This window comes from Nitrospirota bacterium (assembly GCA_023229435.1).
Classification (GTDB): domain Bacteria; phylum Nitrospirota; class UBA9217; order UBA9217; family UBA9217; genus JALNZF01.
In genome coordinates, this window is the sequence record JALNZF010000006.1 from 148,382 (window position 1) to 174,898 (window position 26,517).

The 26,517-nt window shown below is 54.5% G+C and carries 26 protein-coding genes; all 26 read left to right on the forward strand.

Going from position 1 to position 26,517, the window contains the following annotated elements; genetic code table 11:
* The first annotated feature begins 6 nt into the window (after window positions 1–6).
* Complete coding sequence (locus tag M0R70_06765) at window positions 7–2,874, forward strand: EAL domain-containing protein (protein MCK9419062.1); 2,868 nt, start codon at window positions 7–9, stop codon at window positions 2,872–2,874.
* Between the two features lie 97 nt (window positions 2,875–2,971).
* Window positions 2,972–3,337, forward strand: coding sequence for a hypothetical protein (locus M0R70_06770; GenBank protein ID MCK9419063.1), 366 nt, complete (start codon window positions 2,972–2,974; stop codon window positions 3,335–3,337).
* Window positions 3,338–3,561: 224 nt separating this feature from the next.
* A complete protein-coding gene (pheA, locus tag M0R70_06775; protein ID MCK9419064.1) occupies window positions 3,562–4,635 on the forward strand; it encodes a prephenate dehydratase in 1,074 nt (357 codons plus the stop codon).
* A 72-nt stretch (window positions 4,636–4,707) separates the two neighbouring features.
* Window positions 4,708–5,790, forward strand: coding sequence for a histidinol-phosphate transaminase (gene hisC, locus M0R70_06780; protein MCK9419065.1), 1,083 nt, complete (start codon window positions 4,708–4,710; stop codon window positions 5,788–5,790).
* Window positions 5,791–5,865: 75 nt separating this feature from the next.
* A complete protein-coding gene (aroF, locus tag M0R70_06785) occupies window positions 5,866–6,879 on the forward strand; it encodes a 3-deoxy-7-phosphoheptulonate synthase (GenBank protein ID MCK9419066.1) in 1,014 nt (337 codons plus the stop codon).
* Between the two features lie 163 nt (window positions 6,880–7,042).
* Window positions 7,043–7,918, forward strand: coding sequence for a prephenate dehydrogenase/arogenate dehydrogenase family protein (locus tag M0R70_06790; GenBank protein MCK9419067.1), 876 nt, complete (start codon window positions 7,043–7,045; stop codon window positions 7,916–7,918).
* A 3-nt stretch (window positions 7,919–7,921) separates the two neighbouring features.
* The gene (gene aroA, locus M0R70_06795) at window positions 7,922–9,223 is read left to right on the forward strand and encodes a 3-phosphoshikimate 1-carboxyvinyltransferase (GenBank protein MCK9419068.1); all 1,302 of its coding nucleotides are present in this window, start codon (window positions 7,922–7,924) and stop codon (window positions 9,221–9,223) included.
* Between the two features lie 44 nt (window positions 9,224–9,267).
* A complete protein-coding gene (gene cmk / locus M0R70_06800) occupies window positions 9,268–9,945 on the forward strand; it encodes a (d)CMP kinase (GenBank protein MCK9419069.1) in 678 nt (225 codons plus the stop codon).
* 144 nt (window positions 9,946–10,089) lie between these two features.
* Complete coding sequence (ispH, locus tag M0R70_06805; GenBank protein ID MCK9419070.1) at window positions 10,090–10,929, forward strand: 4-hydroxy-3-methylbut-2-enyl diphosphate reductase; 840 nt, start codon at window positions 10,090–10,092, stop codon at window positions 10,927–10,929.
* Window positions 10,930–10,975: 46 nt separating this feature from the next.
* Window positions 10,976–12,694 carry a 30S ribosomal protein S1 gene (locus M0R70_06810; GenBank protein MCK9419071.1) on the forward strand — a complete coding sequence of 573 codons (1,719 nt, stop codon included), beginning with the start codon at window positions 10,976–10,978 and terminating at the stop codon, window positions 12,692–12,694.
* 7 nt (window positions 12,695–12,701) lie between these two features.
* Window positions 12,702–13,601, forward strand: coding sequence for a signal peptide peptidase SppA (gene sppA / locus M0R70_06815; GenBank protein MCK9419072.1), 900 nt, complete (start codon window positions 12,702–12,704; stop codon window positions 13,599–13,601).
* 39 nt (window positions 13,602–13,640) lie between these two features.
* Complete coding sequence (locus M0R70_06820; protein MCK9419073.1) at window positions 13,641–13,925, forward strand: integration host factor subunit beta; 285 nt, start codon at window positions 13,641–13,643, stop codon at window positions 13,923–13,925.
* Between the two features lie 551 nt (window positions 13,926–14,476).
* Window positions 14,477–15,427: a M48 family metalloprotease gene (locus M0R70_06825; protein ID MCK9419074.1), complete on the forward strand. Its 951-nt coding sequence runs from the start codon at window positions 14,477–14,479 to the stop codon at window positions 15,425–15,427.
* A 6-nt stretch (window positions 15,428–15,433) separates the two neighbouring features.
* Window positions 15,434–15,982, forward strand: coding sequence for a hypothetical protein (locus tag M0R70_06830; protein ID MCK9419075.1), 549 nt, complete (start codon window positions 15,434–15,436; stop codon window positions 15,980–15,982).
* Window positions 15,983–16,551: 569 nt separating this feature from the next.
* The gene (locus M0R70_06835; GenBank protein MCK9419076.1) at window positions 16,552–16,893 is read left to right on the forward strand and encodes a hypothetical protein; all 342 of its coding nucleotides are present in this window, start codon (window positions 16,552–16,554) and stop codon (window positions 16,891–16,893) included.
* Between the two features lie 34 nt (window positions 16,894–16,927).
* A complete protein-coding gene (locus M0R70_06840) occupies window positions 16,928–17,338 on the forward strand; it encodes a hypothetical protein (GenBank protein MCK9419077.1) in 411 nt (136 codons plus the stop codon).
* A 16-nt stretch (window positions 17,339–17,354) separates the two neighbouring features.
* Window positions 17,355–17,660 (forward strand): hypothetical protein, encoded by a 306-nt coding sequence (locus tag M0R70_06845; GenBank protein MCK9419078.1) that lies wholly within the window; start codon window positions 17,355–17,357, stop codon window positions 17,658–17,660.
* 81 nt (window positions 17,661–17,741) lie between these two features.
* Window positions 17,742–18,116, forward strand: a complete 375-nt coding sequence (locus tag M0R70_06850) for a hypothetical protein (GenBank protein MCK9419079.1) — start codon at window positions 17,742–17,744, stop codon at window positions 18,114–18,116.
* Window positions 18,117–18,207: 91 nt separating this feature from the next.
* A complete protein-coding gene (locus M0R70_06855; GenBank protein MCK9419080.1) occupies window positions 18,208–18,600 on the forward strand; it encodes a hypothetical protein in 393 nt (130 codons plus the stop codon).
* 210 nt (window positions 18,601–18,810) lie between these two features.
* Complete coding sequence (locus M0R70_06860) at window positions 18,811–19,278, forward strand: cytochrome c family protein (GenBank protein MCK9419081.1); 468 nt, start codon at window positions 18,811–18,813, stop codon at window positions 19,276–19,278.
* A 50-nt stretch (window positions 19,279–19,328) separates the two neighbouring features.
* Window positions 19,329–20,321, forward strand: coding sequence for a 4Fe-4S dicluster domain-containing protein (locus M0R70_06865; protein ID MCK9419082.1), 993 nt, complete (start codon window positions 19,329–19,331; stop codon window positions 20,319–20,321).
* Window positions 20,321–21,577 carry a polysulfide reductase NrfD gene (gene nrfD, locus M0R70_06870; GenBank protein ID MCK9419083.1) on the forward strand — a complete coding sequence of 419 codons (1,257 nt, stop codon included), beginning with the start codon at window positions 20,321–20,323 and terminating at the stop codon, window positions 21,575–21,577. Before M0R70_06865 ends, nrfD begins: the two co-directional genes overlap by 1 nt.
* 36 nt (window positions 21,578–21,613) lie before the next feature.
* Window positions 21,614–23,065 (forward strand): hypothetical protein, encoded by a 1,452-nt coding sequence (locus M0R70_06875; GenBank protein ID MCK9419084.1) that lies wholly within the window; start codon window positions 21,614–21,616, stop codon window positions 23,063–23,065.
* Window positions 23,066–23,077: 12 nt separating this feature from the next.
* Window positions 23,078–23,761, forward strand: a complete 684-nt coding sequence (locus M0R70_06880; protein MCK9419085.1) for a cytochrome b/b6 domain-containing protein — start codon at window positions 23,078–23,080, stop codon at window positions 23,759–23,761.
* 95 nt (window positions 23,762–23,856) lie between these two features.
* Entirely contained in the window at window positions 23,857–25,674 is a 1,818-nt protein-coding gene (locus M0R70_06885) for a HAMP domain-containing protein (GenBank protein MCK9419086.1), read from the forward strand.
* Complete coding sequence (locus tag M0R70_06890; protein MCK9419087.1) at window positions 25,667–26,329, forward strand: response regulator transcription factor; 663 nt, start codon at window positions 25,667–25,669, stop codon at window positions 26,327–26,329. The genes M0R70_06885 and M0R70_06890 overlap by 8 nt, the downstream gene beginning before the upstream one ends.
* Window positions 26,330–26,517: the final 188 nt, after the last annotated feature.

Below are 26,517 nucleotides of genomic sequence, written 5' to 3' on the forward strand. Positions count from 1 at the left end.
TGACGTATGAAGCGGAAGATCATTCTGTCCCTGCTTACGGTCTTTTTATTCTCCGCTCTGGGGGGTGCATTCGCCACCCTGTACATTAGGAACACCAATGCCACGCTCAGCAGCCTGATTAACCTCTATGAGATCGAAGGCCACAGAAAAGACCTCGTCATAGCAACTCAGACGGTTCAGTCCGATCTCCATATTGCTCATACCAGGCTCGGCCACCAGTCCGATCTTATTGCGAAAAACGTCACCAGCCTCGAACAGGCAGCGCAACGTTGTTCCACCTGCCACCATGCACCTGAGATCGCCGGGCAGATCGAGCGCGTCCAGTCGCTTATTGTCGATTACCGGAACGCATTGAGCAAATACATCACCGCATCGGCGAACACCCAGCAGAGCAACAAACTGAAGCTTGATGCCGCGGCCATCGGCAACGAGCTCCTGGTCAGGACCGAGGGCATGTCCCGGCAGGCAAGCAACAGACTCGAGCATCTGACACAGGACGCAATGCAGAAGATGAGACGGGCAGGGGTGATTCTTGCGGCGACCCTGGTCCTGACCTTTGTCCTTGCCGTCATGGTCGTCGTGAATCTGACCCGGGCAATTTCCAAACCAATCAATACGCTGGTCAATGCAACGCGGATGATCGCAGGGGGAGACCTCGGCTACACGATCGCGTTTAAGGACAAGGCCGAGTTCGGAGAGCTCGACTCACACTTCAATGCCATGAGCCTTTCGCTCAAGAACGGCTACGCAGAACTTGAGGAGGAGATCAAGGAGCGTAAACAGACCGAGGAGGCTTTGAAGACGTCCGAGGCTTTTCTTAATACCATCTTTGACAGCATCCAGGATCCCTTCTGCATCATCGACCGCGACTACCGGATCATTCGGGCGAACGAGGCGTACGCGCAGTTGAAGTACAAAAAACTCGATGATCTGATCGGCAAAAACTGCTTCGAAACACTGCTGAAGCGGGACCGTGTCTGTGATGACTGTATTGTCCAGAAGACGTTCGCATCCGCAGATTCCTGCGCCAAGGAAAAAGAAGTGCATTCCTTGGACGGAACAAGAACCTGGGTCGCGATCCATACCTATCCGATCGTTGACCGTGAGGGGGAGGTTTCACACGTTATTGAGTACACGCAGGATATCACGGAACGGAAACGGGCCGAGGAGGCGTTGCGCGTAAGCGAAGAACGGTATGCCCTGGCTGCCCGCGGCGCGAACGACGGGTTGTGGGACTGGGACCTTCGGACCAACATGATCTATTACTCCTTCCGGTGGAAATCGATGCTTGGGTATGACGAGAAGAATATAAGCGGCTTCCCGGAAGAATGGTTTCGCAGGGTCCATCCCGACGATCGTGGAGAAGTCGAAGCCAAGATCGCCGCCCACCTCAGCGGACGGAGCGACCATTTTGAAAGCGAGTACCGGATCATGCACAAGGACGGGATGTACCGCTGGGTGCTCAACCGGGGGCTGGCGATAAGGGGTCAGGATGGCCATGCGTATCGAATGGCCGGTTCCCAGACGGATATCACGTCGAAAAAAACAGTGGACGAGCAGCTGGTATATAATGCTTTTCACGACGCCCTGACGGGGCTGCCGAACCGGGCCCTCTTCATGGACCGGCTTCAGCACATCATCACCGTGTCAAAGCGCCGCGCCAACGAGGTCTACGCGGTACTTTTCCTTGACATGGACCGGTTCAAGATAATCAATGACAGCCTCGGCCATACGGTGGGTGACCAGATTCTGGTCGTCATGGGGCAGAAGTTGTCGGAGTGCCTTCGTCCGGGAGATACGGTCGCGCGCCTTGGCGGGGACGAATTCGCCGTGCTTCTGCATAACATCAATGAAGTGAAGGACGCCATTGAGGTGGCCGAACGTGTTCATCAGAAACTGTCGGCGCCGCTCGTGGTCAAGGGACACGAGGTGTTCTCGTCCGTGAGCATCGGCATCGCCATGAGCGCCGAGCACTACGAGCGGCCTGAACAGGTGCTGCGCGATGCGGACATCGCCATGTACCAGGCAAAGGCGCGGGGCAGCGCGTGCCACGAGATCTTCGACCCCAAGATGCATGCGAACATCCTGGACCGGCTTCAGCTCGAGGCCGATATGCGCGGGGCACTGGACCACAAGGAGTTTATCCTCTTCTATCAACCCATAATCGACCTGAAGTCACACAAGTTGGTCGCGTTCGAGGCCCTGGTACGGTGGAACCATCCCACGCGGGGCCTCATCTATCCCCTGGACTTCATCCCCATGGCCGAGGAGAACGGTTTGATCAACACCATCGGCGAGTGGATCCTCCGGGAGTCCTGCCGGGAACTGCGAATACTCCAGGAACGGTATCCCAAGCAGCCTCCGCTCAAGATGAGCGTCAATATTTCGGGCAAACAATTCACTCAGCGCGACCTCGCAAGCAAAGTGTCCGCCATCATCATGGAGACCGGGATCGATGCGCACACCCTTGCGCTCGAGATAACGGAGAGCATGATCATGGACAACGTCGACCTGGCGGTGGAGACGATGACCCAGTTGAGGAGCATGGGCATCCATATTCACATTGATGATTTCGGTACCGGCTATTCCTCGCTGAGTTATCTGCACCGCTTCCCGATCGACGCTATCAAGATCGACCGGACGTTCATCAACAAGCTCTCCGCTGACGGCAAGAACAAGGAGATCATTCAGTCGATCCTCTCGCTGGCCTCCAGCATGCACTTTGACGTGATCGCAGAAGGCGTGGAAATGAACCATCAGTTGGTGAATATGCAGAACATGAAGTGCCAGTTCGGGCAGGGATTCCTGATCTCAGTGCCCATGGAACCGGGTTCCATCGACGCCTGGGTGGAGGCTGAAAAGCTTAAGAAGTGAGCAGTGACGGGAAAGAACGAATAGTGACACTATTTTCATTTGGTTTTATCATAGGAGCCTCTGGCAAAAGTCTCGCTCATGGTTCGACAGGCTCACCATGAACGGAAATATCCCTAAAAAAATTCAGTGCACCGCCGTTCGCCCTGAGCTTGTCGAAGGGTCATACATGGATTTTTGCAAGAAGCTCGGGGATATGATTTATCTATCAGTTAAAACCGGATTCCCGCTCAGAATCGCTATGGGAATGACGGAATTGGGACTTTTACAAGACGCTCCATGGATTTCATCCACCGTTATCCGTGACGTTGACGTGGTTTTTTCTGGTTCCCGCCGGTCCGCGTCAGGTTGTCCGCAGACGTTCCCTGATCTTCCCGGTAAAATCATCTTTCCCACCGCTGACACGGTACAGATCCACGACATCGTCTCTTTGCGCTCGGAAGCGTTCGTATCCGGCCCGACGTGATCGTTCTATTGCCGATCAGTACCCGTGTCGGGAAAACTCGATGTATGCTTTTTACGTCTCCGGGTAGATGACCCTTCGATATCACTCCATAAAATGGTTTAAAAGTAAATGATGAAACTTCGCATGAGATCGCCTGGCCTAAAAAGTTCCAAAAAGTCCTTGCAACTGCTTAAAAAATAAACTATAATTCGCAAATCCCCCGTCAGACAGGTTATTTATCGCATATGTCTAAACAGAAAATACAAGCCCTTCGTAAGAAGATCGACGAGATCGACGAAAAACTGGTCGATATGCTGAATGAGCGCGCCCGGCATGTCATCGAGGTAGGGGACATCAAAAAAGCCGAGAAGCTCGACTTTCACTCTCCGTCACGGGAGCAGGAGATCCTTGAACGCCTCACTGCCCGCAACAAGGGGCCGTTCCCCCAGGATACCCTGCGGGCGGTGTATCGCGAGATCCTTTCTTCATCCCTTTCGCTCGAGCGTCCGCTTAAAGTTGCATATCTTGGCCCCCGGGCCACGTTTACCCACATGGCTGGAATGCAGCAGTTCGGTCTTGCCGCTCAGTATGTACCGGTGGAGAGCATCAGGGACGTGTTCAATGAGGTGGAGCGCGGCCGGGCGGACTACGGTGTGGTTCCTATTGAAAATTCCTCGTCAGGAGCGGTGATCTATACCCTCGACATGTTCATCGACTCGGACCTCAAGATATCGGCCGAGATCATGCTCGAGGTGTCGCAGCACCTTCTGAACAAATCGGGCAAGCTCGAGGACATTAAGAAGATATATACGATCGCCCCCGCGGCGGCTCAGTGCAGGCAGTGGCTCGAAAAAAACCTGTCCAACGTGCCGGTCCTGGATGCGCCGAGTACGGCCAGGGCAGCGGAAATGGCTTCGGACGATTCAACAGTCGGGGCGATCGCCAGCGAGATGGCGGCGGTGCTCTATGGGCTTCAGATCGCGGGGAAAAAGATCGAGGACAACACCAGCAATATCACACGGTTTCTGGTCATCGCCCCGAAATCTCCGGGGAAAACAGGCCGCGACAAGACCTCGATCATGTTCTCCATCAAGGACAAGGTGGGCGCGCTCTATGCCATGCTCGCACCCTTTGCCGAGAGCGGCATCAACCTGAACAGACTGGATGCCCGTCCGTCGGGACGGAAGGTCTGGGATTATGTGTTCTTTCTGGACATGGAGGGCCACATCGAGGACGAGAAGGTCGCGGCGGCGATCGAACGCCTGCGGCAGGACTGCATGTTCCTGAAGGTGCTGGGCTCGTATCCGAAAAGCGGATGATTGAAAATGCGGACTGCGGAATTCGGATTGCGGAATAAGTAACAAAAGACACGAGATAGAGGATTTGAGGACATGATCAACGTTGCGGAAAACATCAGGAGCATTTCCCCCTATGTTCCGGGCAAACCAATCGAGGAACTGGAGCGCGAGCTGGGGATCAGCGGCAGTATCAAGCTGGCCTCGAACGAGAATCCCCTGGGGCCCTCGCCAAAAGCTGTTGCGGCGATCAAAAAAGCTGTTGAAGGGTTGAACCGGTATCCCGACGGCAGCGGATTTTACCTTTCCCAGGCGCTTGCCGCGAAGTACGGGGTCGGACTCAACCAGATCATCCTCGGCAACGGTTCGAACGAACTGATCGAGCTTGTGGTGCGCACGTTCGTTCAGCCCGGGGACGAGATCATTTCGGCTGATCCGTCCTTTGTGGTGTACAAGATGATCACCCAGGCCGGGGGCGGAACGAACGTCATCGTTCCCTGCAAGGATATGCGGCATGACCTCGATGCCATGGCAGGGCGGATCACGCCAAAGACCAGGATCGTTTTTATCGCCAACCCGAACAATCCCACCGGCACCATGAACACCAGGGCGGAGATGGACCGCTTCATGAACCGGGTCCCGGACCACGTGATCGTGGCACTGGATGAAGCCTATTTCGAATATGTTACTCACGCCGATTATCCTGATTCCCTGGATTATCTGAAGGCGGGAAAGAACGTTCTGTCGCTGCGGACGTTCTCGAAGATCTACGGGCTTGCCGGACTTCGCATCGGTTACGGCATCACGACCCCGGAGATCGCGGAGCTGATGAACAAGGTGCGGCAGCCGTTTAACACAAATTCGCTGGCCCAGATCGGCGCCCTGGCGGCGCTTGCCGACCGGAAACATGTTGAAAAGTCGATCGCGATCAATAATGAGGGGAAACAGTTCCTGTATCAGACCTTCCAGCGGCTCGGCATATCGTATATCCCCACTGAAGCCAATTTCATCATGTTCGAGACCCGGCTCGACGGCAGGGAGCTCTATGCCACGCTCCTGAAGCAGGGTGTGATCATCCGGCCCATGGGCGGCAACAGGCTACGCGTTACGATCGGACTGCCGGAAGAGAACAAGCGGTTCGTGAGCGAGCTGGAAAAGAGCATAGCGCAGAGGGTCTAAACACTATGCGCCTTCAGGATTCAGACGCCATGCTCCATGCGCTCTGCGCCATGCAGGTTCCAAGAAAGGGTCACCATGATCATCGTCGTCAAGCCAGATGCGACTCCTGAGCAGATCGATCACATTATAAAAAAGATCAAGGACTACGGCCTTCAGGCCCATGTATCAAAGGGCACGGAAAGGACGATCATCGGTGCAATCGGCGACGAGGCTATCCTTCAGAGCGTGCCGCTCGAGGCCATCCCCGGCGTTGAAAAGGTGCTCCCGATCCTGAAGCCTTTCAAGCTGGCGAGTTTGGAGTTCCGGCGAGAGAAGACCGTCATCAGCGTCGGCGGGCAGGAGATCGGCGGCGCACGGATTGCGGTCATGGCCGGACCATGTGCTGTTGAGAACAGGACCCTTATGATCGAGATCGCGAAAGAGTGTAAGAGCGCCGGGGCTAATTTTATCCGTGGCGGCGCGTTCAAGCCGCGGACCTCGCCTTACGCGTTCCAGGGTCTTGAGGAAGAAGGGCTCAAATATCTTGCCGAAGCCCGCGAGCGGACCGGGCTTCCCATTGTGACCGAGGTTATGGACCCCCGGGACATCGAGCTGATCGCCCGGTATGCCGACGTGCTCCAGATCGGCGCCCGGAACATGCAGAATTTCCGGCTGCTCAAGGAAGTGGGGATGTGCAAGAAACCGGTGCTCCTGAAGCGCGGCATCTCCGCCACGATCAAGGAATGGCTTATGTCCGCCGAGTATATCATGGCCGGCGGCAACCATCAGGTGATCCTGTGCGAGCGCGGCATCCGCACCTATGAGACGGCAACGCGGAACACGCTCGATCTTTCCGCCGTGCCCGTGCTGAAGCAGATGACGCACCTGCCGGTCATTGTCGACCCGAGCCATGCGGTCGGAAAGTGGGACCTGGTGGCGCCCATGGCAAAGGCGGCTGTCGCAGCCGGCGCGGACGGCCTCATCATTGAAGTGCATTCCAATCCCGAAGAGGCGCTCTGCGACGGAGAACAATCCCTGAAACCCAAGAGCTTCAAACAGCTTATGGATGAGTTGAGGCTGATCGCGAAAGCAGTGGGACGTGAGATATAAACAAGTTCGGAGTTATTAATACAAACGCATAAAATAATGTTACCTGTAGGGCAAGGCTTTAGCCTTGCTTTAAGCAACCCTGAAGGGTTGCCCTACAAAAGAGATAACAACAATTATTGCGTTTGCTATAGTTCGGCGTTCGGAGTAGTGATCGCAATCCTCTATGTCCAAAAACAATATGATTCACTTCAATAAAGTCACCATCATCGGCGTTGGCCTCATTGGCGGTTCTCTGGCAAAGGTGCTGAAGGGCAAGGGCCTGGCGAAAGAGATAACGGGCGCGGGCAGGGGCAAAAAAACGCTCGAACTGGCGCTCAGCACCGGCGTGATAGACCGCATAAGCGAGGGCTTGTCACCATCGGTCGAAGACGCAGACCTGGTAATCCTCGCATCTCCAGTCGGGGCATTCGAGCACATTGTCACGGAGATCGGGCCGAAGTTGAAAAAGGGCGCGATCCTCATTGATGTGGGCAGTGTCAAGGGGGCGTTGGTCAAACGGATCGAGGCAATGCTTCCCGCCGGCGTTCACTATGTTCCCGGCCATCCTATCGCGGGCAAGGAAAAGCACGGCGTGGCAGAGGCGTCCGAGACCCTGTTTCGCGGCGCGAAATGCATCCTTACGCCGACGACAAAGACAGACCCGCAGGCGCTCGAAGCAGTGAAGGCGCTGTGGTCGGCCGCCGGTGCGAACGTGGTGTTGATGGATGCCGACGCGCACGACCATATCTTTGCCGCGGTGAGCCATCTCCCGCATGCGGCTGCATTTGCCATGGTGAACACGGTCGCTGAATTCAGCTCGGGTCCTGAGAACTACATCAGTTTCTCCGGCGCCGGATTCCGTGATTTCACCAGGATCGCGGCGAGCTCCCCGGAAATGTGGAGGGATGTCTGCCTGCTGAACGGGGGAAATATCATTGAAATGATCGAGCAGTATCAGCTCGCGCTCGACCGCATCAAAAAGGCGATCGAGCACCAGGACGCGGACAAACTTGATGCGCTGTTCCAGTCAGCGAGCGGACTCAGAAGGGGGCTGGAATAGTCCATGTCCGATCTCCGCATACAACCGTCGAGCGGAATCCACGGCGAGCTTTCCCTGCCGGGAGATAAATCGATCTCCCACCGGTCCGTGCTGATCGCATCCATTGCCGAAGGCGACACGCATATCTCCGGTTTTCTCACCGGAGAAGATACCCAGAATACGGCGAAAGCCATGCAGGCAATGGGTATCGCAATCGAGGGTCTGGGGACAGAGCGCCTCGTTGTGCACGGCAAGGGTCTGGACGGCCTTTCAGAGCCCCCGAGCGTGCTTGATCTCGGCAACTCCGGCACCGGCATGAGGCTCCTGGCGGGTTTGCTTGCAGGACAGGATTTTTTCTCCGTTCTGACTGGCGACCAGTACCTGAGGAAGCGTCCCATGGCCAGGATCGTTGAGCCGCTCCAACGGATGGGCGCGAAGATCGACGGCCGATCCGGCGGCAAGCTTGCGCCACTTGCCATCAGGGGAGGGGGCAAAACCCTTCGATCCATCGAGCATGCAAGTCCTGTCGCAAGCGCCCAGGTCAAGTCGGCAATCCTTCTCGCCGGACTGTACGCGGATGGCGAGACCACGGTGAACGAACCATCAAAGTCCCGTGACCACACCGAGCGTATGTTCCGGTTCTTCGGCGTGGAGGTCAGAGAGCGGGGGACCGCGGTGACCGTGCAAGGGCGGCAGCGTTTGCGCGCCACCGGGCCGATCGTTATCCCGTCCGACATATCGTCGGCCGCCTTCTTTATGGTTGCTGCTTCCCTTGTGCCGGGCTCGGACCTGCTGATAAAGAACGTGGGAATAAATCCTACGCGCACCGGCGTCATCGACGTCCTCATTGCGATGGGAGCCGACATCGCGCTCGAGAGCCAGCGTGAGCAGGCAGGCGAACCGGTGGCTGATATCCGGGTACGCCACCGGAAACTTCACGGTGTTCAGATCCACGGGGAGATGATCCCCCGGCTCATCGATGAGATCCCGGTGCTGGCCGTGGCCGCGTCCTATGCGGAAGGAAAGACAATCATCAAGGATGCCGCAGAACTTCGGGTGAAGGAGTCCGACCGCATAGCGACCATTGCCGCGGAGCTTCGTACCATGGGCGCGACGATCGTCGAGTTTCCTGACGGGATGGAGATTATTGGCAGAGACTCGCTCAACGGGGCCATCTGTGACAGCCACGGCGACCATCGAATTGCAATGTCCATAGCCGTGGCAGGGCTGGCGGCAAGAGGCGATACCGTGGTACGCGATACGGACTGGATTGAAACATCGTTCCCTGGTTTTGAGCGGCTGCTGAGGCAAGCGGCATATTCGTAAGTGCGGAGTGCGGAGTACCAACTTCTTCTTCGCAGAAACAGAGAATGAGAAAAAACAGATTAGTCATTGCCATTGATGGTCCATCGGGTGCAGGCAAGAGCACTGTGGCCCGGATCCTGGCCCAGCGACTTGGATACATCTACATCGACACCGGTGCAATGTATCGCTCCATCGGATGGAAAGCGCAGAAAGAGCGGCTCGATCCAACTGATGAGAATGCGCTTGCGGACCTGTGCAGGCGGACCGAGGTGACGATCAAGAAAGACAACAGCGATCCGCGGTTTTATGTGGACGGCACTGACGTGACCGGTGAGATCCGTACGCCCGAGATGGGGATGATGGCGTCCGCAGTTTCCAAATCGCCCGCGGTCCGTGCCCGGCTGCTTACGCTGCAGCGGGACCTCGGCAAGAACGGCGGCGTGGTGATGGACGGCAGGGACATCGGCACCGTCGTGTTCCCTGATGCCGATTGGAAGTTTTTTCTGGAGGCGAGCGCGGAGGAACGGGGGAAGCGCCGTTACCTTGAACTGAAGGAAAAGGGCATGGACGTTGATCTTGCACGGATCACGCAGGAGATCAGGAACCGCGACGATCAGGACACCGGGCGTTCGATTGCGCCGCTCCGGAAGGCCGAGGACGCACTCCTGATCGATTCGAGTATTTTGAGCATCGACCAGGTCGTGGACAGGATGCTGAATGAAATCAGGAAAGTGAAGAATTAAGAAGAAGCCAATTTTTCACACGAAGACACAAAGAAAAGCTATTGATTATAGTGATCTTCCCTCTCCGTGGCTTCGTGGCTTTGTGTGAGCAAGGACTTTTTACGACTTTGTCATATTTGATTATTGTTTGTTGCATCGGAGATCATGGAAATATTTCTGGCAGACAAAGCCGGTTTCTGCTTCGGCGTGAAGCGGGCGATCAACACCGCGTTCAAGGCCGCGGGAACCGGCAAGGTGTATTGCCTCGGGCCGCTGATCCATAATCCCCAGGAGGTCGAACGGTTGCGCGAGGCGGGGGTGAAGACCGTCGAGGAGTTATCATCGCTCGACCCGGGGGATTTTCTCATCATCCGGTCACACGGGGTGCCGCCCCACGTGCTTGCCCAGGCCAGGGCCAAAGGGCTCCAGATCATCGATCTCACCTGTCCTTTCGTAGGCAATGCGCAGCGCCATGCCGAGTCGCTTCAGAAAGAAGGCTATCAGGTGATCGTCATCGGAGAGAAGAAGCATCCCGAGGTGCAGAGTATTCTCGGCTATGCCGGCGAGAACGCGGTTGTGGTGGAGACGGCGGAGGATGTGGAAAGCCATACATTTCAAAACCGACTGGGTGTTGTCGCCCAGACAACGCAATCGTATAGCAATTTTTCGGAAATTGTGTTAAAGTTGTTACGTCTTTCCAAAGAATTAAAGGTCTTTAACACCATTTGCCATTCAACAAAAGAACGCCAGGATGCCGCGCGTGTTCTTGCCGGGCAGGTTGATGTCATGCTGGTGGTGGGCGGACGCAACAGCGCCAATACGAGCAGGCTGGTCTCGGTATGCAAACAGGAAGGGAAGCCGACCTATCATATCGAGGTGGCCGATGAGATCCTGCCCGAGTGGCTGAAGGGCGCAACCAGGGTGGGAGTCACTGCCGGTGCGTCCACGCCTGACTGGGTGCTGGAGCGTGTGCTGGAAAGATTAAAGAGCGGAAAGGTCGGTTGATAGCAGCAGCCGCCGACCATACATTGTCGGGAGGTAGGGTATTGTAATGAACGAGAGTCAGGGAAACATCGAGCAGGAAGAGAACAATACGGCAGATGACGCGAACCAGCAGAACGATTTCGAGCAGCTCTACAACCAGTCGTTGAAAAGCTTCAAGTCAGGGACCGTGGTGCGGGGCCGGATATTGCAGGTCCGGTCCGGGTTCGTGATGCTGGATCTCGGATACAAGTCCGACGGGATCATTCCCGTGGAACAGTTCACCCCGGAGGAATTGAAGGCACTCAAACCCGGCGACGAGCTTGAGGTGCTGCTCGAGGCTGCGGAAGACGCGAATGGCAATCTGATGCTTTCGCGGGAGAAAGCGAAAAAACTGCAGGTCTGGGACGATCTGAACCGGGCGCATCAGACCGGCACCCCGGTGAAAGGCACGATCATCTCGGTGATCAAGGGCGGCTTGACCGTCGACATCGGGGGGGTGGAAGCATTCCTGCCGGGCTCACAGATAGACACCAAGCCGGTGCACCAGCTCAACAGGATGATCGGGCAAGTGCTGGACCTGAAGATCCTCAAAATGAACTCGGGACGGGGCAATATTGTGCTCTCCCGCAGGGCTATCCTTGAGCAGCAGCTGAATGTGAAGAAGGAAGAAATGCTGTCCACCCTCGTTGAGGGCCAGATGGTGGCAGGCACGATCAAAAATGTCACGGAGTACGGCGCCTTTGTGGACCTTGGCGGCATTGACGGCCTGCTGCACATTACCGACATGTCCTGGGGCAGGATCAGCCATCCGTCCGAGATCTTGAAGGTCGGCGACAAGATAGACGTGGTTGTCCTGAAATATGACAAGGAGAAGCAGAAGGTCTCGCTCGGCATCAAGCAGAAGACAGAGGACCCGTGGCTCGTGGCCTCTCAGAAGTATTCGGTCGGCAGCAGGGTCAGCGGCAAAGTGGTAAGCCTCACCGACTATGGGGCCTTCATCGAACTGGAACACGGCGTTGAAGGTTTGATCCATGTTTCCGAGATGTCCTGGACGCAACGGGTGAAGCACCCGTCGAAGGTGGTTGCCGTCGGTGATGTCGTTGAAACGCTGGTGCTTGCAGTGGACCCCGCCGGCAAAAGGATCTCGCTCGGCATGAAGCAGATCGAACCCAACCCCTGGCACAGTATCAATGACCGCTATCCCGTGGGAACCGAGGTGGAGGGAAAGGTCAAGACCGTCACTGATTTCGGCGCCTTCATCGGCCTGGAAGAGGGCATCGACGGGCTCATCCATATCTCCGACCTGTCCTGGACCAAGCACGTCAAGCATCCTTCCGAACTGCTCAAAAAAGGACAGAAGACCAAGGCCGTTGTGCTCTCCATCGACGCGCAAAAGGAGCGCATCTCGCTGGGCCTCAAGCAGCTGACGCCTGATCCCTGGGACAAGGCGGTCCTTGACCGCTACAAGGTCGGTCAGGATGAAACCGTCAAGGTGACGAAAGTTGCCGACTTCGGGGCGTTCGTTGAACTCGAGCAAGGGATCGAAGGACTGATCCCGAGCTCGGAGATGATGAAGGACGGTCCTGCTCTCAAAGAAGGCGATGAGCTGACCGCCCGTGTCATCAAAGTCGACAAGAGTGAGCGAAAGATCGCCCTCTCGGTCAAAGCCTTGAACAAGGACAAAACACAAAACAAGGATAATGATCGATCTACCCTCAAAGATTACCTGCAGCAGCAGGAAAAACCCGACACGACCATTGGCGCGCTGCTGAAGGAACGGAGCTGATCCCTTCATGAAAAAAAATCCCGTCCTGATCGTTTTGGCGACTGCCGCAGCGCTGGGAGCTCTTTTTTTCGGTATTTTGTTCCTGGCCTCGATGCTGTCCGGGAACAAGCGGACATCGACGAACCTGCAGGTGGTGGGAGCGGACAAGATCGCGCTTGTCAAGATAGAGGGACTCCTGGTCACCTCGGAGCATGTGGTTGAAGAGTTGACCGATTATGCCGAGGATTCCTCCATCAAGGCGATCGTGTTGCGGATCGACAGCCCCGGCGGGGGCGTGGTCGTGTCCCAGGAGATCTTTAATGCGGTCAAGAACGCCAGAAAAGAGGGGAAAAAGGTTGTTGCCTCCATGGGGACGGTTGCCGCGTCGGGCGGATATTACGTGGCTGCGGCGGCAGACAGGATCGTGGCCAACCCCGGCACGCTTACCGGAAGCATTGGCGTGAAGATGGAGTTCGCCAACATCGAGAAGCTCCTCGAGAAGATCGGGGTACGGGGGGTGGTGGTGAAAGCGGGAGAGTACAAGGATGTGGGCTCGCCCTTCCACGACATGTCAGAACCGGAAAAGAAGATTCTTCAGGACGTGATCGACGACGTCCATAGTCAGTTCGTCAAGGCCGTTGCCGAGGGACGGAACATGCCGGAGGCGGATGTGCGGGTCCTTGCGGACGGCCGCATTTTCACCGGCAGGCAGGCCCTCGATCTTAAGCTTGTGGACCAGCTGGGAGACCTTGCGGACAGCATCAAGATCGCGGGTGAACTGGTCGGGATCAAAGGGAAGCCGAGAGTGATCGAAAAAAGAACGAAGATCCCTTTCTTTGATTATTTGAGGGAAGAGTCCGCGACCTGGATCGCGGATGTTATTACACGCGGCATCAGCAGGAGTTCCGTAACATTACAGTATCTGTAATCCGGAATGGTGAGAACCGAGAGGTGAGGAGGATCTTGCATGACAAAGGCGGAGCTGGTAGACAAAATTGCAGAGAAGAAGCCGGGGTTGACGAGAAAACAGGTGGAAGTGATCGTCAACACCGTGCTCGACGGCATCAAGGACGCATTGTCCCGGGAAGACAAGGTCGAGATACGGGGGTTCGGTAGTTTCCGCATTCGCCACCGCCGCGCCAAGGAAGGCAGGAACCCGAAGACCGGCGAGACCGTCTCGGTGCCGCCGAAGAAGGTACCTTTCTTCAAGGCAGGCAAGGAGATGCGGGAAATGGTCGACGGGAAGATATGACGGCGGCATGATAAAGAAATTTTCCGTTCCCCCGGTGCGAGCGAATCGATTCCGTTTTGAATCTCCAGCGTGATCAAGCCGGAGCGGGTATGGATATCGGGTTTGCCGATACTGGTGATCCGGCGGGTGATGTTCTTTTGACCGATCGCGAACGTGTCCACCGGCTTCCTTCTGCGCCTGTTCTTCACCCATGATACGGAGAGCTTTTTTATTGCGGTTTATGAGTGAACCGTATGTATTCCCCCATGCATTTTCTTGCCGAATTTTTCCACGGGTCACCGCTTGCCATCCATTCCTGTCGCTGGATCTGAACAGTCGCAGTGAGTAATTCCTTGCCTTTTACAGCTATTTATAGTACTGTTAACTAACTGATTTTCCGGCATTAACAAACTAATGATCGCTCGGTACCGGCATACCTGTTCGGGAGTGGGGGCTTTTTCATAACCATTTCGGTGCGATGACGATTTGGCGTTTTATGAATGTCTATGACTATCTCAGGGTATATGAATACATTCATTTCCTCGTATTGGGGGATGTATGCTGTTCAAACCATGCTTCATTCGATTGTTGCCTCCGTACTCGTTGACTGCGCATTTATCGCCTGGAATATCGGAACACCGTGTTTGAAGCAGCGATTTCGATTCCTGGTCATTTTGTTGCCGGTCGTCTCTTTCCCACTCTATCAGGCACTCTACCCACGCAGGGGTGACGCGTATTTCAGGCTGGAGAGTTTGCTGGACAGCAACAAATGGTTCTCTCTTGAGCTGTGGCACGGTGTCCCCCTGTTCATGGGGTTTGTCGTCATCCTGGCGCTCAGCGCTCTCATCTTTATCATCCAGGAATTTCTGCCCATGTTTCTCCACATGCGGGAGCAAATGCGTGAGGCCTCCGAGCCGCTTGACGACGCGGTGGAGCAGGTCCTGGCACAGAAGGTGTCGCAGGCTTTGGAGGGCCTGCCATTCGATGAGCAGTTCGTTGAGATCGTGGTGGACGAGGACCTCTCGCTTTTTTCCGATACCGGCCTGAATCCGAGGATTTATGTCTCGACCGGATTGATAAAAACCCTGACCATTGAGCAACTGCAGGCGGCTTTTGCCCATGAGATCGGCCATATTCAGAGAACACGAAGGCCGGTGCTCATCTTTGCGTATATTCTCAGGGTGCTTATGTTCTATAATCCCATTGCCATGCTGGAGTTTAGAAAACTGGCGCAGGAAGAGGAAAAAGTTTGTGATGACATAGCGATTTCACTGACCGGAAATCCTGCGGCCCTCTCCAGCGCAGTTGAGATGTTTCGTCCGGACCCTGAGGACCTGATCCAGAGCCCGGACGCAAAAAAAACAGGCGGAATTGCATCTACGATCGAGCATTATAACCATGACCTGCTTTTGAAAAGCAGGATCCTGAGCATTGGAGAGCCCCGACAAGACGATTGCCACTGGGGGGCTTCGTATTTCGTGACGCTGGCGATCATTGTCGTCATCAACTTTTTTATTGTGTAAATGGATATGCAGATACATAAAATAGGAAAGACACTGAGCGGCTTGCTGTTGATGCTTGCCCTCGTGTTCCTGGCTGTCGTGTTCCTGGCTGCGATGAATTGGCTGCCCTCACTGAGGGAGGAGGGCTTTGCGAGGCAGTACAACAGTATTGAGGATGCGAAACGAACACTTAAGCTGAATGATATCCTGGTGCCCGCGTACTTCCCGGAAGGATTACGCTGGCCCCCGTCTTTTATTCTTGCGCAGAAGAAGCCCTATCAGGCGGTCGTTATGGAATTCAAGGACGCGAAAACGAAAGAGACCTCGTTAATTGTGATCCAATCCTCCTTGAGCGGCAGCGATGGACAGCTCCAGAGAATCAGGCTGTCTCATGACAGGGAAGAGACCCGCTATCGACTGAAAAACAAATCTGTCCTCCTTCAGGTCGGGATGTGTGACAACGGGATGCGGTGCAGTAAAATGACCTGGCAAGACAACGGCCTTTTCTACACCGTTCTTCTTACGTCCTCTCCCTTTGAGCTCATCAGAATAGCGGAAAGCATGATACACTCGTAGCTTGTTGGAAGAATATTGTAACTATTCAGCAAAATACGTAACTGCTCAGGTCAAAATATTATCCGCAGATTACGCAGATTTCACAGATTAAATCGAATTTGAATTATGTTTTTAAATCAGCACCTATCTGCGTAATCTGCGGATAAAAAGGTTTTTCTCTGGTGTAACAACCTTCTGGGTTCAGATGTGCTGAGTAGTTACGAATATGCTTCGCGTTACTCCTTCGGTTACTCCTGTCGCCGCTGGTAAAGCGTAAAGCCTCATAAGTCACTTCAAAGGGGAAAGGCTGCCGACAGAAGAGGTTCACTCAGTACAGGTTTCGTTTTTTGGCCTTATGTCTTTGAAAATACAAGCTTCATCGCTTTGTTCAGGATGATGAGGAAGGTTTAGTTTTCGACTTATATCGTAGATTGCTGCGTAACAGATGTGTTTTTCTCAGGTAACTGGGATACTTCCTACCCCCATATAAGAACAATTACCCATCAATATCAGAAGTCCTTCCTATTCACTTTCTCCTTATAATCTGGTACCTTACAATCAACGAAACGAAAAAAAAGGAGGATCACGCTATGGATACCTACACTGCACAGATGGAAACTCCAATCGGAAACGGTCTGCACACAATGCAGCTCCAGAAAAACCGGAAGCAGGGTTTACGATCGGGACCGATACCGTTCGCTACTCTTACGATTTTCGTACTCGCGCTTTCGGTCGTATTTCCGTATGGTCTCGGGGTGGCGGTTATTGCATGGGTGATCGCCCTGGCAGGAGCGCTTTTGGGAGTGGGATACGCAACATACGTTGTCCTGAAAGAATCACTCGGCAAAACAGGTACATTTGGATACTCACCCGCGGCAGCGTATCTGGCCGGGAAACGGACAAAGAAGTCGGCAACGGGCAGGAAGTCATAAGGACCTGGCACAGGAAATTAGAGGAGGTAGCAAAATGATCATCGATAAGGGCGGAACAATGGTGGAAAGGGGTTTGTACTGGAATCCTATGGACGGACGGAGGATCACGATGAGCGAGGATGGCATTCTTCCGGGCGATGAAAGCACGAGCTACATGAGGATGTCAGTGTTCAGTCTCCTGGTCATCGCACCGGTCATGGGAATGATGTTCGTGACCTTCCTCCCGCTCTTCGGGATCGGAGTGTTCCTCATCTCATGGCTCGTCCCTCTCATCAACACCCTGGCCGAAGTCGCCATAACAGGCGTCAAGGTCAGCGGCAGGACCCAGGGCAAGGGCGCGTTTTTCAACTGGCATCCTACCCGGGCATACTTTCATGGATTCAAGAAAACGGGAAAAACAAGCGGCAAAGGCAGGGGCTCTATTACTAAGAAAGGGGGGCTCTAACATGCATACAGGTACTATGGCAAAGAAAGCAGCATATATCGGAGCGGGAGCAGGGCTGGCCATTTTTGTAATGATTGGTTTGCTGCCCGGCTCATTTCTGGGAGGAACGCTGGGAATCAAACTGGCAGGAAGTGTATTCGGATTACCGTTGAAAGCAGACCTCTTGCCGAGGGTGACCGTAGCGTTGTCGATGTTTCTGGGAGTATTAATATCCGGCACGATATTTGTCACCGGTGGAACATTCATCGGTTGGATGATGGGGCGTGTGATTGATGGTTTGCCTGTGCACGCTTACTTCAGCGGCCGCAGAAAATCGAAATAAGCAAAAGAACTTGACCGGGGTATCCCCGGCCAGATCACGATTTGTTTAAATACGCAACCTTAATTAAAGGAGGATCATATCATGCTTACGAACAGTCAACAGATGGCAACAGACGCAACGACACTCTCTGAGAACCACAAACTGCCGGAAGAGGGGACGCAGCCGCACAAGAAAGGGTTGCTCTCGGGACAGAAGCCGATCGTTGTCCTTATTTTCTTCGCGCTCGCACTCTCGGTCGTTTTCCCGTACGGCCTGGGGATAGCGGTCCTCGCCTGGGTCATCGCGCTGACCGGCGCGCTCATCGGGGTTGGATATGCTTCATACCTGCTCCTTAAAGAGCTGTTCAGCAAGTCCGGCTCATTCAGCTATGCGCCCACCGCGGCATACCTGGCCGGGAAGAAGATGAAGAAAACAAGGAACACAACCTCTTCTGATGATGGGAAGAACAAGCAATAGCGGATCTTGCGCAGAGCAGTGAACAGGATTTTCTCAGAGTTCTTTGGTTGGTTTTGATACTATAAAAAATTCAGACAGGGGAGGTATATGCATGCATACACTTTTTGATTTTATCAGCAATGTAAATGCGGTACAATATGTGATAGCGCTTCTTTCCGTGGTCGGCTTTATCGTCTTTAGCGAGGTGCTGAAAGCCAGGCCTTTCGAGGGATTGCGGGAGTCGGTCGCGGAGGATGTGAGATTCATAAAGGCCCAGGACAAGGTGACGAGGCTCCAGCTTGCCAAAAACGTGGCAATGGCCCCGTTCTACTTCCTTTCTTACCTTGCCGCCCTGCCGGTCCTGTTTGCCCAGGGCATGGCGGAGCCGATCGGGCGGGGGATCGGAGCAATGACAACCGGTGGATGGAGCCCGGTGCGGGCGTATTTTGCCGGCCGCAGAAAGACGAAGAAGTCCAAAGGGGAAGATTCCGATAAGAGGACGTAACCCGGACTAGCCCCGCCATGGCGGGGTGAAGACGGGGCAGGCTAAGGCACGAAGGTCTAATGATGAGATTGTATCTGTAGGGGCAACCCTGCGTGGTTGCCCTAAATGCGGGCGGCCACATAGGGCCGCCCTTACAATTTTGCTTCCATTTTGACAAAAATTCTATTCTATAGTAACATATAACAACTTTTGTGAAGGGAGACGGAGAGGATGAAGCAGTACACAGTGAAGATGCTGTTTTCTGCCGCTTGCGCCACACTGGTGGCGGCAGGAATGATCGCCACAATGACGGTATCGCCGGCAAGGGTTGAAGGCAAGGAGATGCCCGGCACCATCGTGATCAAAAAGCTGAAGAGCCAGTACGGTGCGGTCACGTTTAACCACGAAATGCATGCCTCCATCGCAGGCAATTGCGGGACATGCCATCATCAGCACAATGATAAAATGAGGGCAACCTGCACCGAGTGCCATGCGCTGAGTGCAGGGGCATTTAAGTCTTCAGTGAAGCAGGGCTTTGCCGCATGCAGTTCATGCCATTCAGACTATTCCCCGGAGATGCCCGAGATGCCGGGCCTGAAGGTCGCGCTTCATAAAAAATGCTTTCAGTGTCACGTGGGAATCGGGGACCTTGGTTCTTCACCCGGGGCGTGTGTAAAGACGTGTCATGCCAAGACGTGAGCATGGACATAAACCTGAAACCATCAAAATATGTTTAGGAGGTCATAGTTATGTCAGAGAGTAAGACGGGCCGATCAACAGACGGCCCCGAACAGGACGCCGGGACCGGCGCAGAGGAACTGCCGCTCCCCCCGCTTACGAGGCGGAAATTTCTGTCGATATCCATGCTGGCGGGCGGTGTTGCGCTTGCCGCTCCTGTGCGCGCAATGGCTCAGCCGGAGTTTGAAGGCTGGCCGGACGGCTTCGGCATGTTGACCGACTTCACTGCATGCGTGGGATGCCGCAGCTGTGAAAAAGCATGCAACGAAGCCAATAACATGCCGGCACCCGATAAGCTGTTTGACGACGGTTCCGTGTTTGAGGAGAAGCGTTGGCCCGATGCCAAGACCTACACCATTGTCAACCGGTACGATAATCCCAAAGATCCGTCGAAACCTGTTTATCGGAAGATCCAGTGTAACCACTGCCTGGAGCCTGCATGTGCCACCGCGTGTCCCATACATGCATACACAAAGACCCCGGAAGGCGCGGTCATCTACAACGAGAACCTCTGCTTTGGCTGCAGGTACTGCGTCATCGCATGCCCGTTCAACATCCCGGGCTATGACTACGAAAGCGCGTTGGAGCCCAAGATCGTCAAATGTATCCTCTGTTACGGCAGGATCAAGGAAGGGAAGATCCCGGCCTGCGCCGAGGCATGCCCTGGCGGCGCGATCACCTTCGGCAAGAGGGCGGACCTGCTGAAACTTGCCCGGAAGAGGATCACGGATGATCCCGGGAAATACATCGACCACATTTACGGAGAGCGTGAAGTCGGCGGCACGTCCTGGCTTTATCTGTCCGGTATCCCCTTCGAACAGCTCGGTTTTCCGACCAACCTTCCGAAAAAGGCGCCGATCGAACTTACCAAGAACTATCTGTCCTCGATCCCGGTCATTTTCACGACATTCCCCGCGATATTCGGACTTTTATATGCGGCGACGCACGGCCGTGACAAAGATGATAAAAAAGAAAGCGCTGATCAGCACAAGGAGGTGAAGTAATGGGTACCGGAATTCAGTATTCGTCTCAACCTCCTGCCTCTTCGCGAGGCTTCAAGGAATGGTTCATGAACAAGCTGTTCATGGGCATGAGCATGCCGGAATATGCCAAGGCTCTTGCCACGCCCTTTAATTTTATCGCGGTCGTGATCCTTCTTGTTGCGGCACCGGTTTTTATCATGCGGTACACACGGGGGCTTGCCTCGGTGGTTGATGCCTCGGCCCAATACCCGTGGGGGATACTGCTCAGCTGGGGAATCTTTGCCGGGGAGCCGATGTTCGCCGCGGGTTTTGTGGTGGCGGCAGCGTACTATCTGTTCGGAATGAAGTCCTATAAACCGCTGGTACGTCTTGCCGTGCTGGGCGGTATGCTGGGGTATGCGTTTGCGGCCTCGTACCTTTTGATCGATCTCGGCAGGCCGTGGCGCATTTACTATCCCATGCTCATAAACTTCGGGCCGTCCTCGGTCCTGTTCATTGTAGCCTGGCATGTGTCATTATATTCCACGGTCCAGCTCCTGGAGTTCTCTCCAACCATTCTCGAGTGGCTGGGTTCGAAGCGGCTCCACAAGTGGGCCATTTCCGTCACGGTGGTGCTTATCATCGGCGGCGTGATCCTCTCGACCGTGCACCAGTCGGCCCTGGGGGCGATGTACCTCATCACGCCGGGCAAGCTCCATCCATTATGGTACTCTTCGCACCTCCCGCTGCTGTTCTTCAGCTCCGCGGTCTTTGCGGCCATATCGTTCGCGATCCTGCTTGCGTATGCATCCGTGAAATATTTCAGAACCAGGTGCGACGAGCAGTTTATCACGAGCGTTCCTGGATGGACGCTCAGCCTCGGGAAAGGGGCTGCGCTGTCGATGTACGTGTATTTTGCCCTCAAGGTCCTCGCGCTGGCCCAGGACAGCAACTGGGGTCTGCTGTCCACGCCGTATGGCTACTGGTATCTGGTGGAACTGCTTGGTTTTGTGGCAGGGCCGATGATCCTGTTCACCATCGGCATCAAGTCTGGAAGCCTTGGCGTGATCCGGTTCTCTTCACTCTATGCGATCGCAGGGGTGCTGATGAACAGGGTCAATATCAACCTGATCGCATACAACTGGAACCTGCCTGACCATCTGCATCACATCATTCCGCCGTGGACCGAGATCACCATGGTCATGGCGATGGTCACGCTCCATGTGCTTGTCTTCAGGTGGATCGTGAACAGGTTCCCGGTGATGCGCGAGCTTCCCGAGTACAGGGGTACGCACTAATCAAGAGGAGATCGTATTCCTTTTGGAAAGGATGGCATGAGACTTACGGCGTGTATGATAGGGGTCGTGCTGATTGTCAGTCTGGCACTTCCCGCCTCATCGTCCTACGGTCAGGGCATTGCAGATGACCAGGAAAACAAGCGATGCCTCAAATGCCACGGAGAGCATGGATCGGTAAAAAAATTCCCGGACGGGGACTTCATCTCGACCTATGTGGACGCAAACACCCTTGCCCTGTCGGTCCACCGGTCGCTCCAATGCACCGCGTGCCACAAGGAGTTCACCGACCAACGCCATCCCGATCGTGCCTTCAGAAACAAGCTTCAATTCAGGATAAAAGAGTCCCATGGATGCCGGGACTGCCATGCCGTAGAGACACTCAAGTCCCGGGCCATCCATGAGGCCCTCTTTAAGAAAGAAGGGGCGGGAGAGGCGGTGGTGTGCACCAATTGCCACAGTGCCCATGCCGTTACTCACATTGCCGGGGGCAACGTATCGAAGTCCGAGGAGCAGTACTGCCTCCGTTGTCACGCCTCCGAGAAACACATGACCTTCAAAAGCGGGGAGACCCTTTCGGTCCGTGTCAAGGTAGCCGAGTTGCGGGAATCGCCGCACAAAAATGTCGGCTGTTCGGACTGCCACTTCGGATTCTCCGCTGATGATCACCCGCGCATGCGGTTCAGGTCCGAGCGCCAATACCGGCTCTCGTTGTCCGAGATCTGCAGACGATGCCATTATGACATGTATTCCAAGGCGTCTGAAGGCATCCACTACGCAATGCTCAGCGTGGGGAAGCTGGAGGCGCCCACCTGCATTGATTGCCACGGCGGGCATGCCGTTTCATCGCTCGGCAGCAACCGGCTCGGGATCGTGCAAAAATGCAAGACATGCCATAGCAAGGTCTACGAGGTGTACGCGCAGAGCGTCCACGGCGGCGCTCTGTTAAAAGAGAACAATAAAGACGTCCCGACCTGCATTGACTGCCACACCTCCCACAGCATCAAGGACGCCTCATCGTCGGACTTCCGTGAAACCCTGCCCGGCACCTGCAGCAAATGCCATTCCAATGAGACGATCATGGGAAAATACGGGCTGTCCACCGACGTGGTCAAGACCTACCTGGCCGATTTTCACGGGGTGACGATCGGTTTCTATCGGAACGAGCAGAACGACGGACAGAAGCGCTACCAGCCCGATCGTCCGATGGCCGTCTGCACGGACTGCCACGGAACGCACGACATTGCCAGCGTTTCAGGCATCGGCGTGCAGACGTTCAAAAAGACTTTGCAGAAAAGGTGTCTGCAATGCCACAGCAACGCGAGCGAGAACTTTCCCGATGCGTGGATTTCCCACTACAAGCCGAGCTTCACGAACGCGCCTCTGGTTTTTATCGCCGAGCAGTTCTTCAGGATCATGATGCCGCTCATGGTGATCGGCCTGCTTTTCCAGATCTTTCTGCACATCTGGCGATACCTCGTGAACAGGTAAGGAGTGATTCCTATGATGTCACCAGAAATGTCGGACGAGAGGGAAAACATCAGGAGGTTCAGCGTCTACCGGATCATCGAGCACCTGGCGCTCATCCTGCTTTTTGTCGTTCTGGCGGCAACCGGTCTTTCTCAGAAGTTTTACACCCTGGGAATCTCACAGTCCATCATTCTTGCTCTGGGAGGGATCGACACGACGAGAGTGCTCCACCATCTCGCCGCGGTATTGTTCACGGTGCTCACGTTCCAGCATATTCTGGTAAACGTCATCGGCATCATTTTTGAGCAATGGGACACTTCCATGCTGGTTTCTTTCAAGGATGCCCAGGATGCCGTACACAATGTCAGATATTACCTGGGCATGGCAGAACAGCCGGCAAGAGGCGGCAGATACAGCTACAAGGAAAAATTCATCTATTGGCTCATCCTCCTGGGCGGCATTCAGCAGATCCTCACGGGATTCATCCTTTGGTTCCCGGTCGTCACGACAAAATACCTTCCCGGACAGTTCATTCCGGCCGCAAAGGTGGTCCACACCAACGAGGCCATGCTGATATTCCTTCTCGTAGGCATCTGGCACATCTACGATTCCATGTTCAGCCCCGAGGTCTTTCCTCTGAACAAGAGCATCTTCACGGGATATGCCCACAAAAGTCAGATAGAGCAGGCAAATAATTCCGGAAAGCATACGGGATAGCTCTTGCAATGCCGTTTATCAATCCTCTCCCCCGCCGCGTAACGAGCGAAGATACGTTGTTGACAGAAGCAGTCCGTTGATGTATTTTAGGGCCAATGCAGAAAAAATTAATCATAGCGGTACTGCTCAATGTCATTATTATTTCGGCCACCCTCGGGATCGTAAGCTACTACGCGGTCCATGAGAGCATCCAACGATCACTGCAGAACAGGCTTGCCCTTGCCAGGATCATCTCGAACTACGTCGAAGTTTTTCTGAATAATAATCTCTACCGGCTCAAAGACATCTCGCTCTCGGGCACCATTGATCCGAATAAACGTGATTGGCAGCACGAGAAGCGGATGCTCGAAACCGTGTATAAATATTCGCTTTTTACGGAAGGCGTATTTCTTCTTGACAAGCACGGCAATGAACTGCTGACCTATCCGCCGCACGTTGACTATTTTTCGAATCTTACCTACATCACCTACGTGAATGAGGTGCTCCGGACCGGGAAACCGGTCATCTCCAACGTCTACACGATCGAGCCGATCAATAAAAAGGTCATTTTCATGATGACGCCCCTGAGGGACAGCGAAGGCAGGATCAACGGGATCGCCGGCGGCATTCTCAGTCCGACGGAGCGTTTTTTGAATGAGCTCCTGCAGAGCGGCAAGGTTGAGACAAATAGTTATGTGGAGATCATTGACGCAAATGAGACCGTGGTTGCATCGGATGTTCCGTCGCGCGTGTTTCAGCACCATGCCCATGATGGCAATCTGGGGAAGATGATCATGGATGGCAAGGAAGGGATCCTGCCATGCCGGCACGGCTATTCCCATCCTGACGCGGTAAAGAGGCCGGTTGACCGTCTTGCCTTTGTTCCGCTGAGTGTGGCCAAGTGGGGCGTCATCGTCGGCGAGGCGGAGCAGGATATCTTCGGCCCGGCAAGCGGCCTGGAAAAAAAATTCGTTTTGCTCGTCCTGATCTTTATCGGCGTGTCGGCTTTTTTCTCGATCGGCGCGAGCCTCAACGTTGTCCGGCCGCTGCGATCGTTGATAGCATCCTCCAATAAAATAGCCGCGGGAGATCTTTCAACGCCGGTAGGAGATCTCGGAAGCGATGAAATATTGCAGCTCAGCAGAAGCTTTGATGATATGAGAAGCAGGCTCGCCGCTTCGCTGGAGAGCATTAAAACGCAAAATCTGGAGCTGGAAAACCGCGTAGCGACGAGGACCCAGCAGATACGGGAGAGCGGGAAGAAAATTGAGCATTTGCTGAAAAAGGTCATTACCTCCCAGGAAGATGAGCGCAGACGGATAGCCCGAGATCTGCATGATACGATACTGCAGGACACCTCGGCCTTTTTAATAAAAATGGACATCTGCAGAGTGCATCCGGAACAGATCACCGTGGAACAAATCGATGAAATGAGAAAGATCGCGCTGGAAACCATCGACAATATTCATACCGTTATCAAGGACCTGAGGCCCACGATCCTTGATGACCTCGGACTGGATGCCGCCATAACGTGGCTGCTGGCTACCCACCTTCAGGAAAAGGGCATCCATTATTATTTGGACATTGAATCCCCGCTCACCAAAAGGCTGCCTCCGGCGGTGGAAATCACGCTTTTCAGGATACTTCAGGAGGCGATTATCAACGCCTCGCGCCATGCAAATGCGGAAAATGTTTTCGTTGTTTTGGACGCGAAAGAGCACGCGGTCCACATTACCGTGGAGGACGACGGAGACGGGTTCGACGTCGATTCTTTAATGAGCCGTCCTATTGAAAACGCCAAAGGCCTGGGAATCATCGGGATGAAGGAGCGGGCCTCGCTGCTTGACGGACGTTTGATGGTTTACTCGATGCCGGGCGAGGGGACCAGGGTCTGTATGGAAATTCCCCTGACGGAAAAGGTGCAGCATGCCTAAGATACGCGTGTTGATCGCGGATGACCACTCACTCGTGCGGGAAGGGATCGCCGCGTTTCTCAGGATGTGCGATGACATCGAGGTGGTCGGCGAGGCGTCCGACGGAATCGAGGCCATCGAGCGCGTTCATAAATTGAAACCTGACATCGTCCTGATGGACATCTCCATGCCCAAACTGGGCGGCCTTGAGGCGACTGTTGAACTGAAGAAAACAGATCCGAACATAAAGATAATCGTCCTTACTCAATACGATGACAAGGAGTACATCTCCCGCTTTCTGAAGGCAGGCGTCTGCGGATATATGCTGAAGAAGGCGGTCGGCAGTGATCTGCTCAATGCGATCCGGGCGGTGAACAGAGGGGAATTCTACCTGTTCTCCTCGATAGCGTCGGAAGTGGTCGATGGTTATCTCGGCAAGCACAAGGAACCCGTTGGGGGAGAGGACCTTTACGAAAAGCTCACCGACCGGGAAAAACAGGTGATCAAACTGATCGCCGAGGGCTACAGCCACAAGGAGATCGCCAACCTTCTGAATATCAGCGCCAAGACGGTCATTGCCCACCAGACGAACATTTCAGAGAAACTCGGCATCCATTCCCGCACCGCGCTCGTCAAATATGCGATCTCAAAAGGGATCATCAAGCTCGACAGGTAAGTAAAAGTCCCGCCGGATACTGTTCTCATTTCTCCGCCCCATGTCCCGCAACTGGAGTGCCGTTTTTCGCAGTCTCCGTGACCGCCGTACATGTAACCCGTCGCAGCACACAGAGTGCAGATACCATGAAAATATCAGCCCCTTGCGGGGGAAAACAGAGTGTCGTATAATCAATTCCATTGTTTGTG

What these genes read in the sequence shown, in the direction of transcription:
- hisC (MCK9419065.1), top strand. Translation starts at nt 4,708, where the DNA reads ATGATCAACGTTGCGGAAAACATCAGGAGCATTTCCCCCTATGTTCCG.
- M0R70_06825 (MCK9419074.1), top strand. Translation starts at nt 14,477, where the DNA reads ATGCTTCATTCGATTGTTGCCTCCGTACTCGTTGACTGCGCATTTATC.
- M0R70_06865 (MCK9419082.1), top strand. Translation starts at nt 19,329, where the DNA reads ATGTCAGAGAGTAAGACGGGCCGATCAACAGACGGCCCCGAACAGGAC.
- cmk (MCK9419069.1), top strand. Translation starts at nt 9,268, where the DNA reads ATGAGAAAAAACAGATTAGTCATTGCCATTGATGGTCCATCGGGTGCA.
- M0R70_06845 (MCK9419078.1), top strand. Translation starts at nt 17,355, where the DNA reads ATGGCAAAGAAAGCAGCATATATCGGAGCGGGAGCAGGGCTGGCCATT.
- nrfD (MCK9419083.1), top strand. Translation starts at nt 20,321, where the DNA reads ATGGGTACCGGAATTCAGTATTCGTCTCAACCTCCTGCCTCTTCGCGA.
- aroA (MCK9419068.1), top strand. Translation starts at nt 7,922, where the DNA reads ATGTCCGATCTCCGCATACAACCGTCGAGCGGAATCCACGGCGAGCTT.
- M0R70_06890 (MCK9419087.1), top strand. Translation starts at nt 25,667, where the DNA reads ATGCCTAAGATACGCGTGTTGATCGCGGATGACCACTCACTCGTGCGG.
- M0R70_06850 (MCK9419079.1), top strand. Translation starts at nt 17,742, where the DNA reads ATGCTTACGAACAGTCAACAGATGGCAACAGACGCAACGACACTCTCT.
- M0R70_06875 (MCK9419084.1), top strand. Translation starts at nt 21,614, where the DNA reads ATGAGACTTACGGCGTGTATGATAGGGGTCGTGCTGATTGTCAGTCTG.
- M0R70_06810 (MCK9419071.1), top strand. Translation starts at nt 10,976, where the DNA reads ATGAACGAGAGTCAGGGAAACATCGAGCAGGAAGAGAACAATACGGCA.
- M0R70_06790 (MCK9419067.1), top strand. Translation starts at nt 7,043, where the DNA reads ATGTCCAAAAACAATATGATTCACTTCAATAAAGTCACCATCATCGGC.
- M0R70_06885 (MCK9419086.1), top strand. Translation starts at nt 23,857, where the DNA reads ATGCAGAAAAAATTAATCATAGCGGTACTGCTCAATGTCATTATTATT.
- M0R70_06770 (MCK9419063.1), top strand. Translation starts at nt 2,972, where the DNA reads ATGAACGGAAATATCCCTAAAAAAATTCAGTGCACCGCCGTTCGCCCT.
- M0R70_06860 (MCK9419081.1), top strand. Translation starts at nt 18,811, where the DNA reads ATGAAGCAGTACACAGTGAAGATGCTGTTTTCTGCCGCTTGCGCCACA.
- M0R70_06855 (MCK9419080.1), top strand. Translation starts at nt 18,208, where the DNA reads ATGCATACACTTTTTGATTTTATCAGCAATGTAAATGCGGTACAATAT.
- M0R70_06765 (MCK9419062.1), top strand. Translation starts at nt 7, where the DNA reads ATGAAGCGGAAGATCATTCTGTCCCTGCTTACGGTCTTTTTATTCTCC.
- M0R70_06830 (MCK9419075.1), top strand. Translation starts at nt 15,434, where the DNA reads ATGCAGATACATAAAATAGGAAAGACACTGAGCGGCTTGCTGTTGATG.
- aroF (MCK9419066.1), top strand. Translation starts at nt 5,866, where the DNA reads ATGATCATCGTCGTCAAGCCAGATGCGACTCCTGAGCAGATCGATCAC.
- ispH (MCK9419070.1), top strand. Translation starts at nt 10,090, where the DNA reads ATGGAAATATTTCTGGCAGACAAAGCCGGTTTCTGCTTCGGCGTGAAG.
- M0R70_06840 (MCK9419077.1), top strand. Translation starts at nt 16,928, where the DNA reads ATGATCATCGATAAGGGCGGAACAATGGTGGAAAGGGGTTTGTACTGG.
- M0R70_06820 (MCK9419073.1), top strand. Translation starts at nt 13,641, where the DNA reads ATGACAAAGGCGGAGCTGGTAGACAAAATTGCAGAGAAGAAGCCGGGG.
- sppA (MCK9419072.1), top strand. Translation starts at nt 12,702, where the DNA reads ATGAAAAAAAATCCCGTCCTGATCGTTTTGGCGACTGCCGCAGCGCTG.
- M0R70_06880 (MCK9419085.1), top strand. Translation starts at nt 23,078, where the DNA reads ATGATGTCACCAGAAATGTCGGACGAGAGGGAAAACATCAGGAGGTTC.
- pheA (MCK9419064.1), top strand. Translation starts at nt 3,562, where the DNA reads ATGTCTAAACAGAAAATACAAGCCCTTCGTAAGAAGATCGACGAGATC.
- M0R70_06835 (MCK9419076.1), top strand. Translation starts at nt 16,552, where the DNA reads ATGGATACCTACACTGCACAGATGGAAACTCCAATCGGAAACGGTCTG.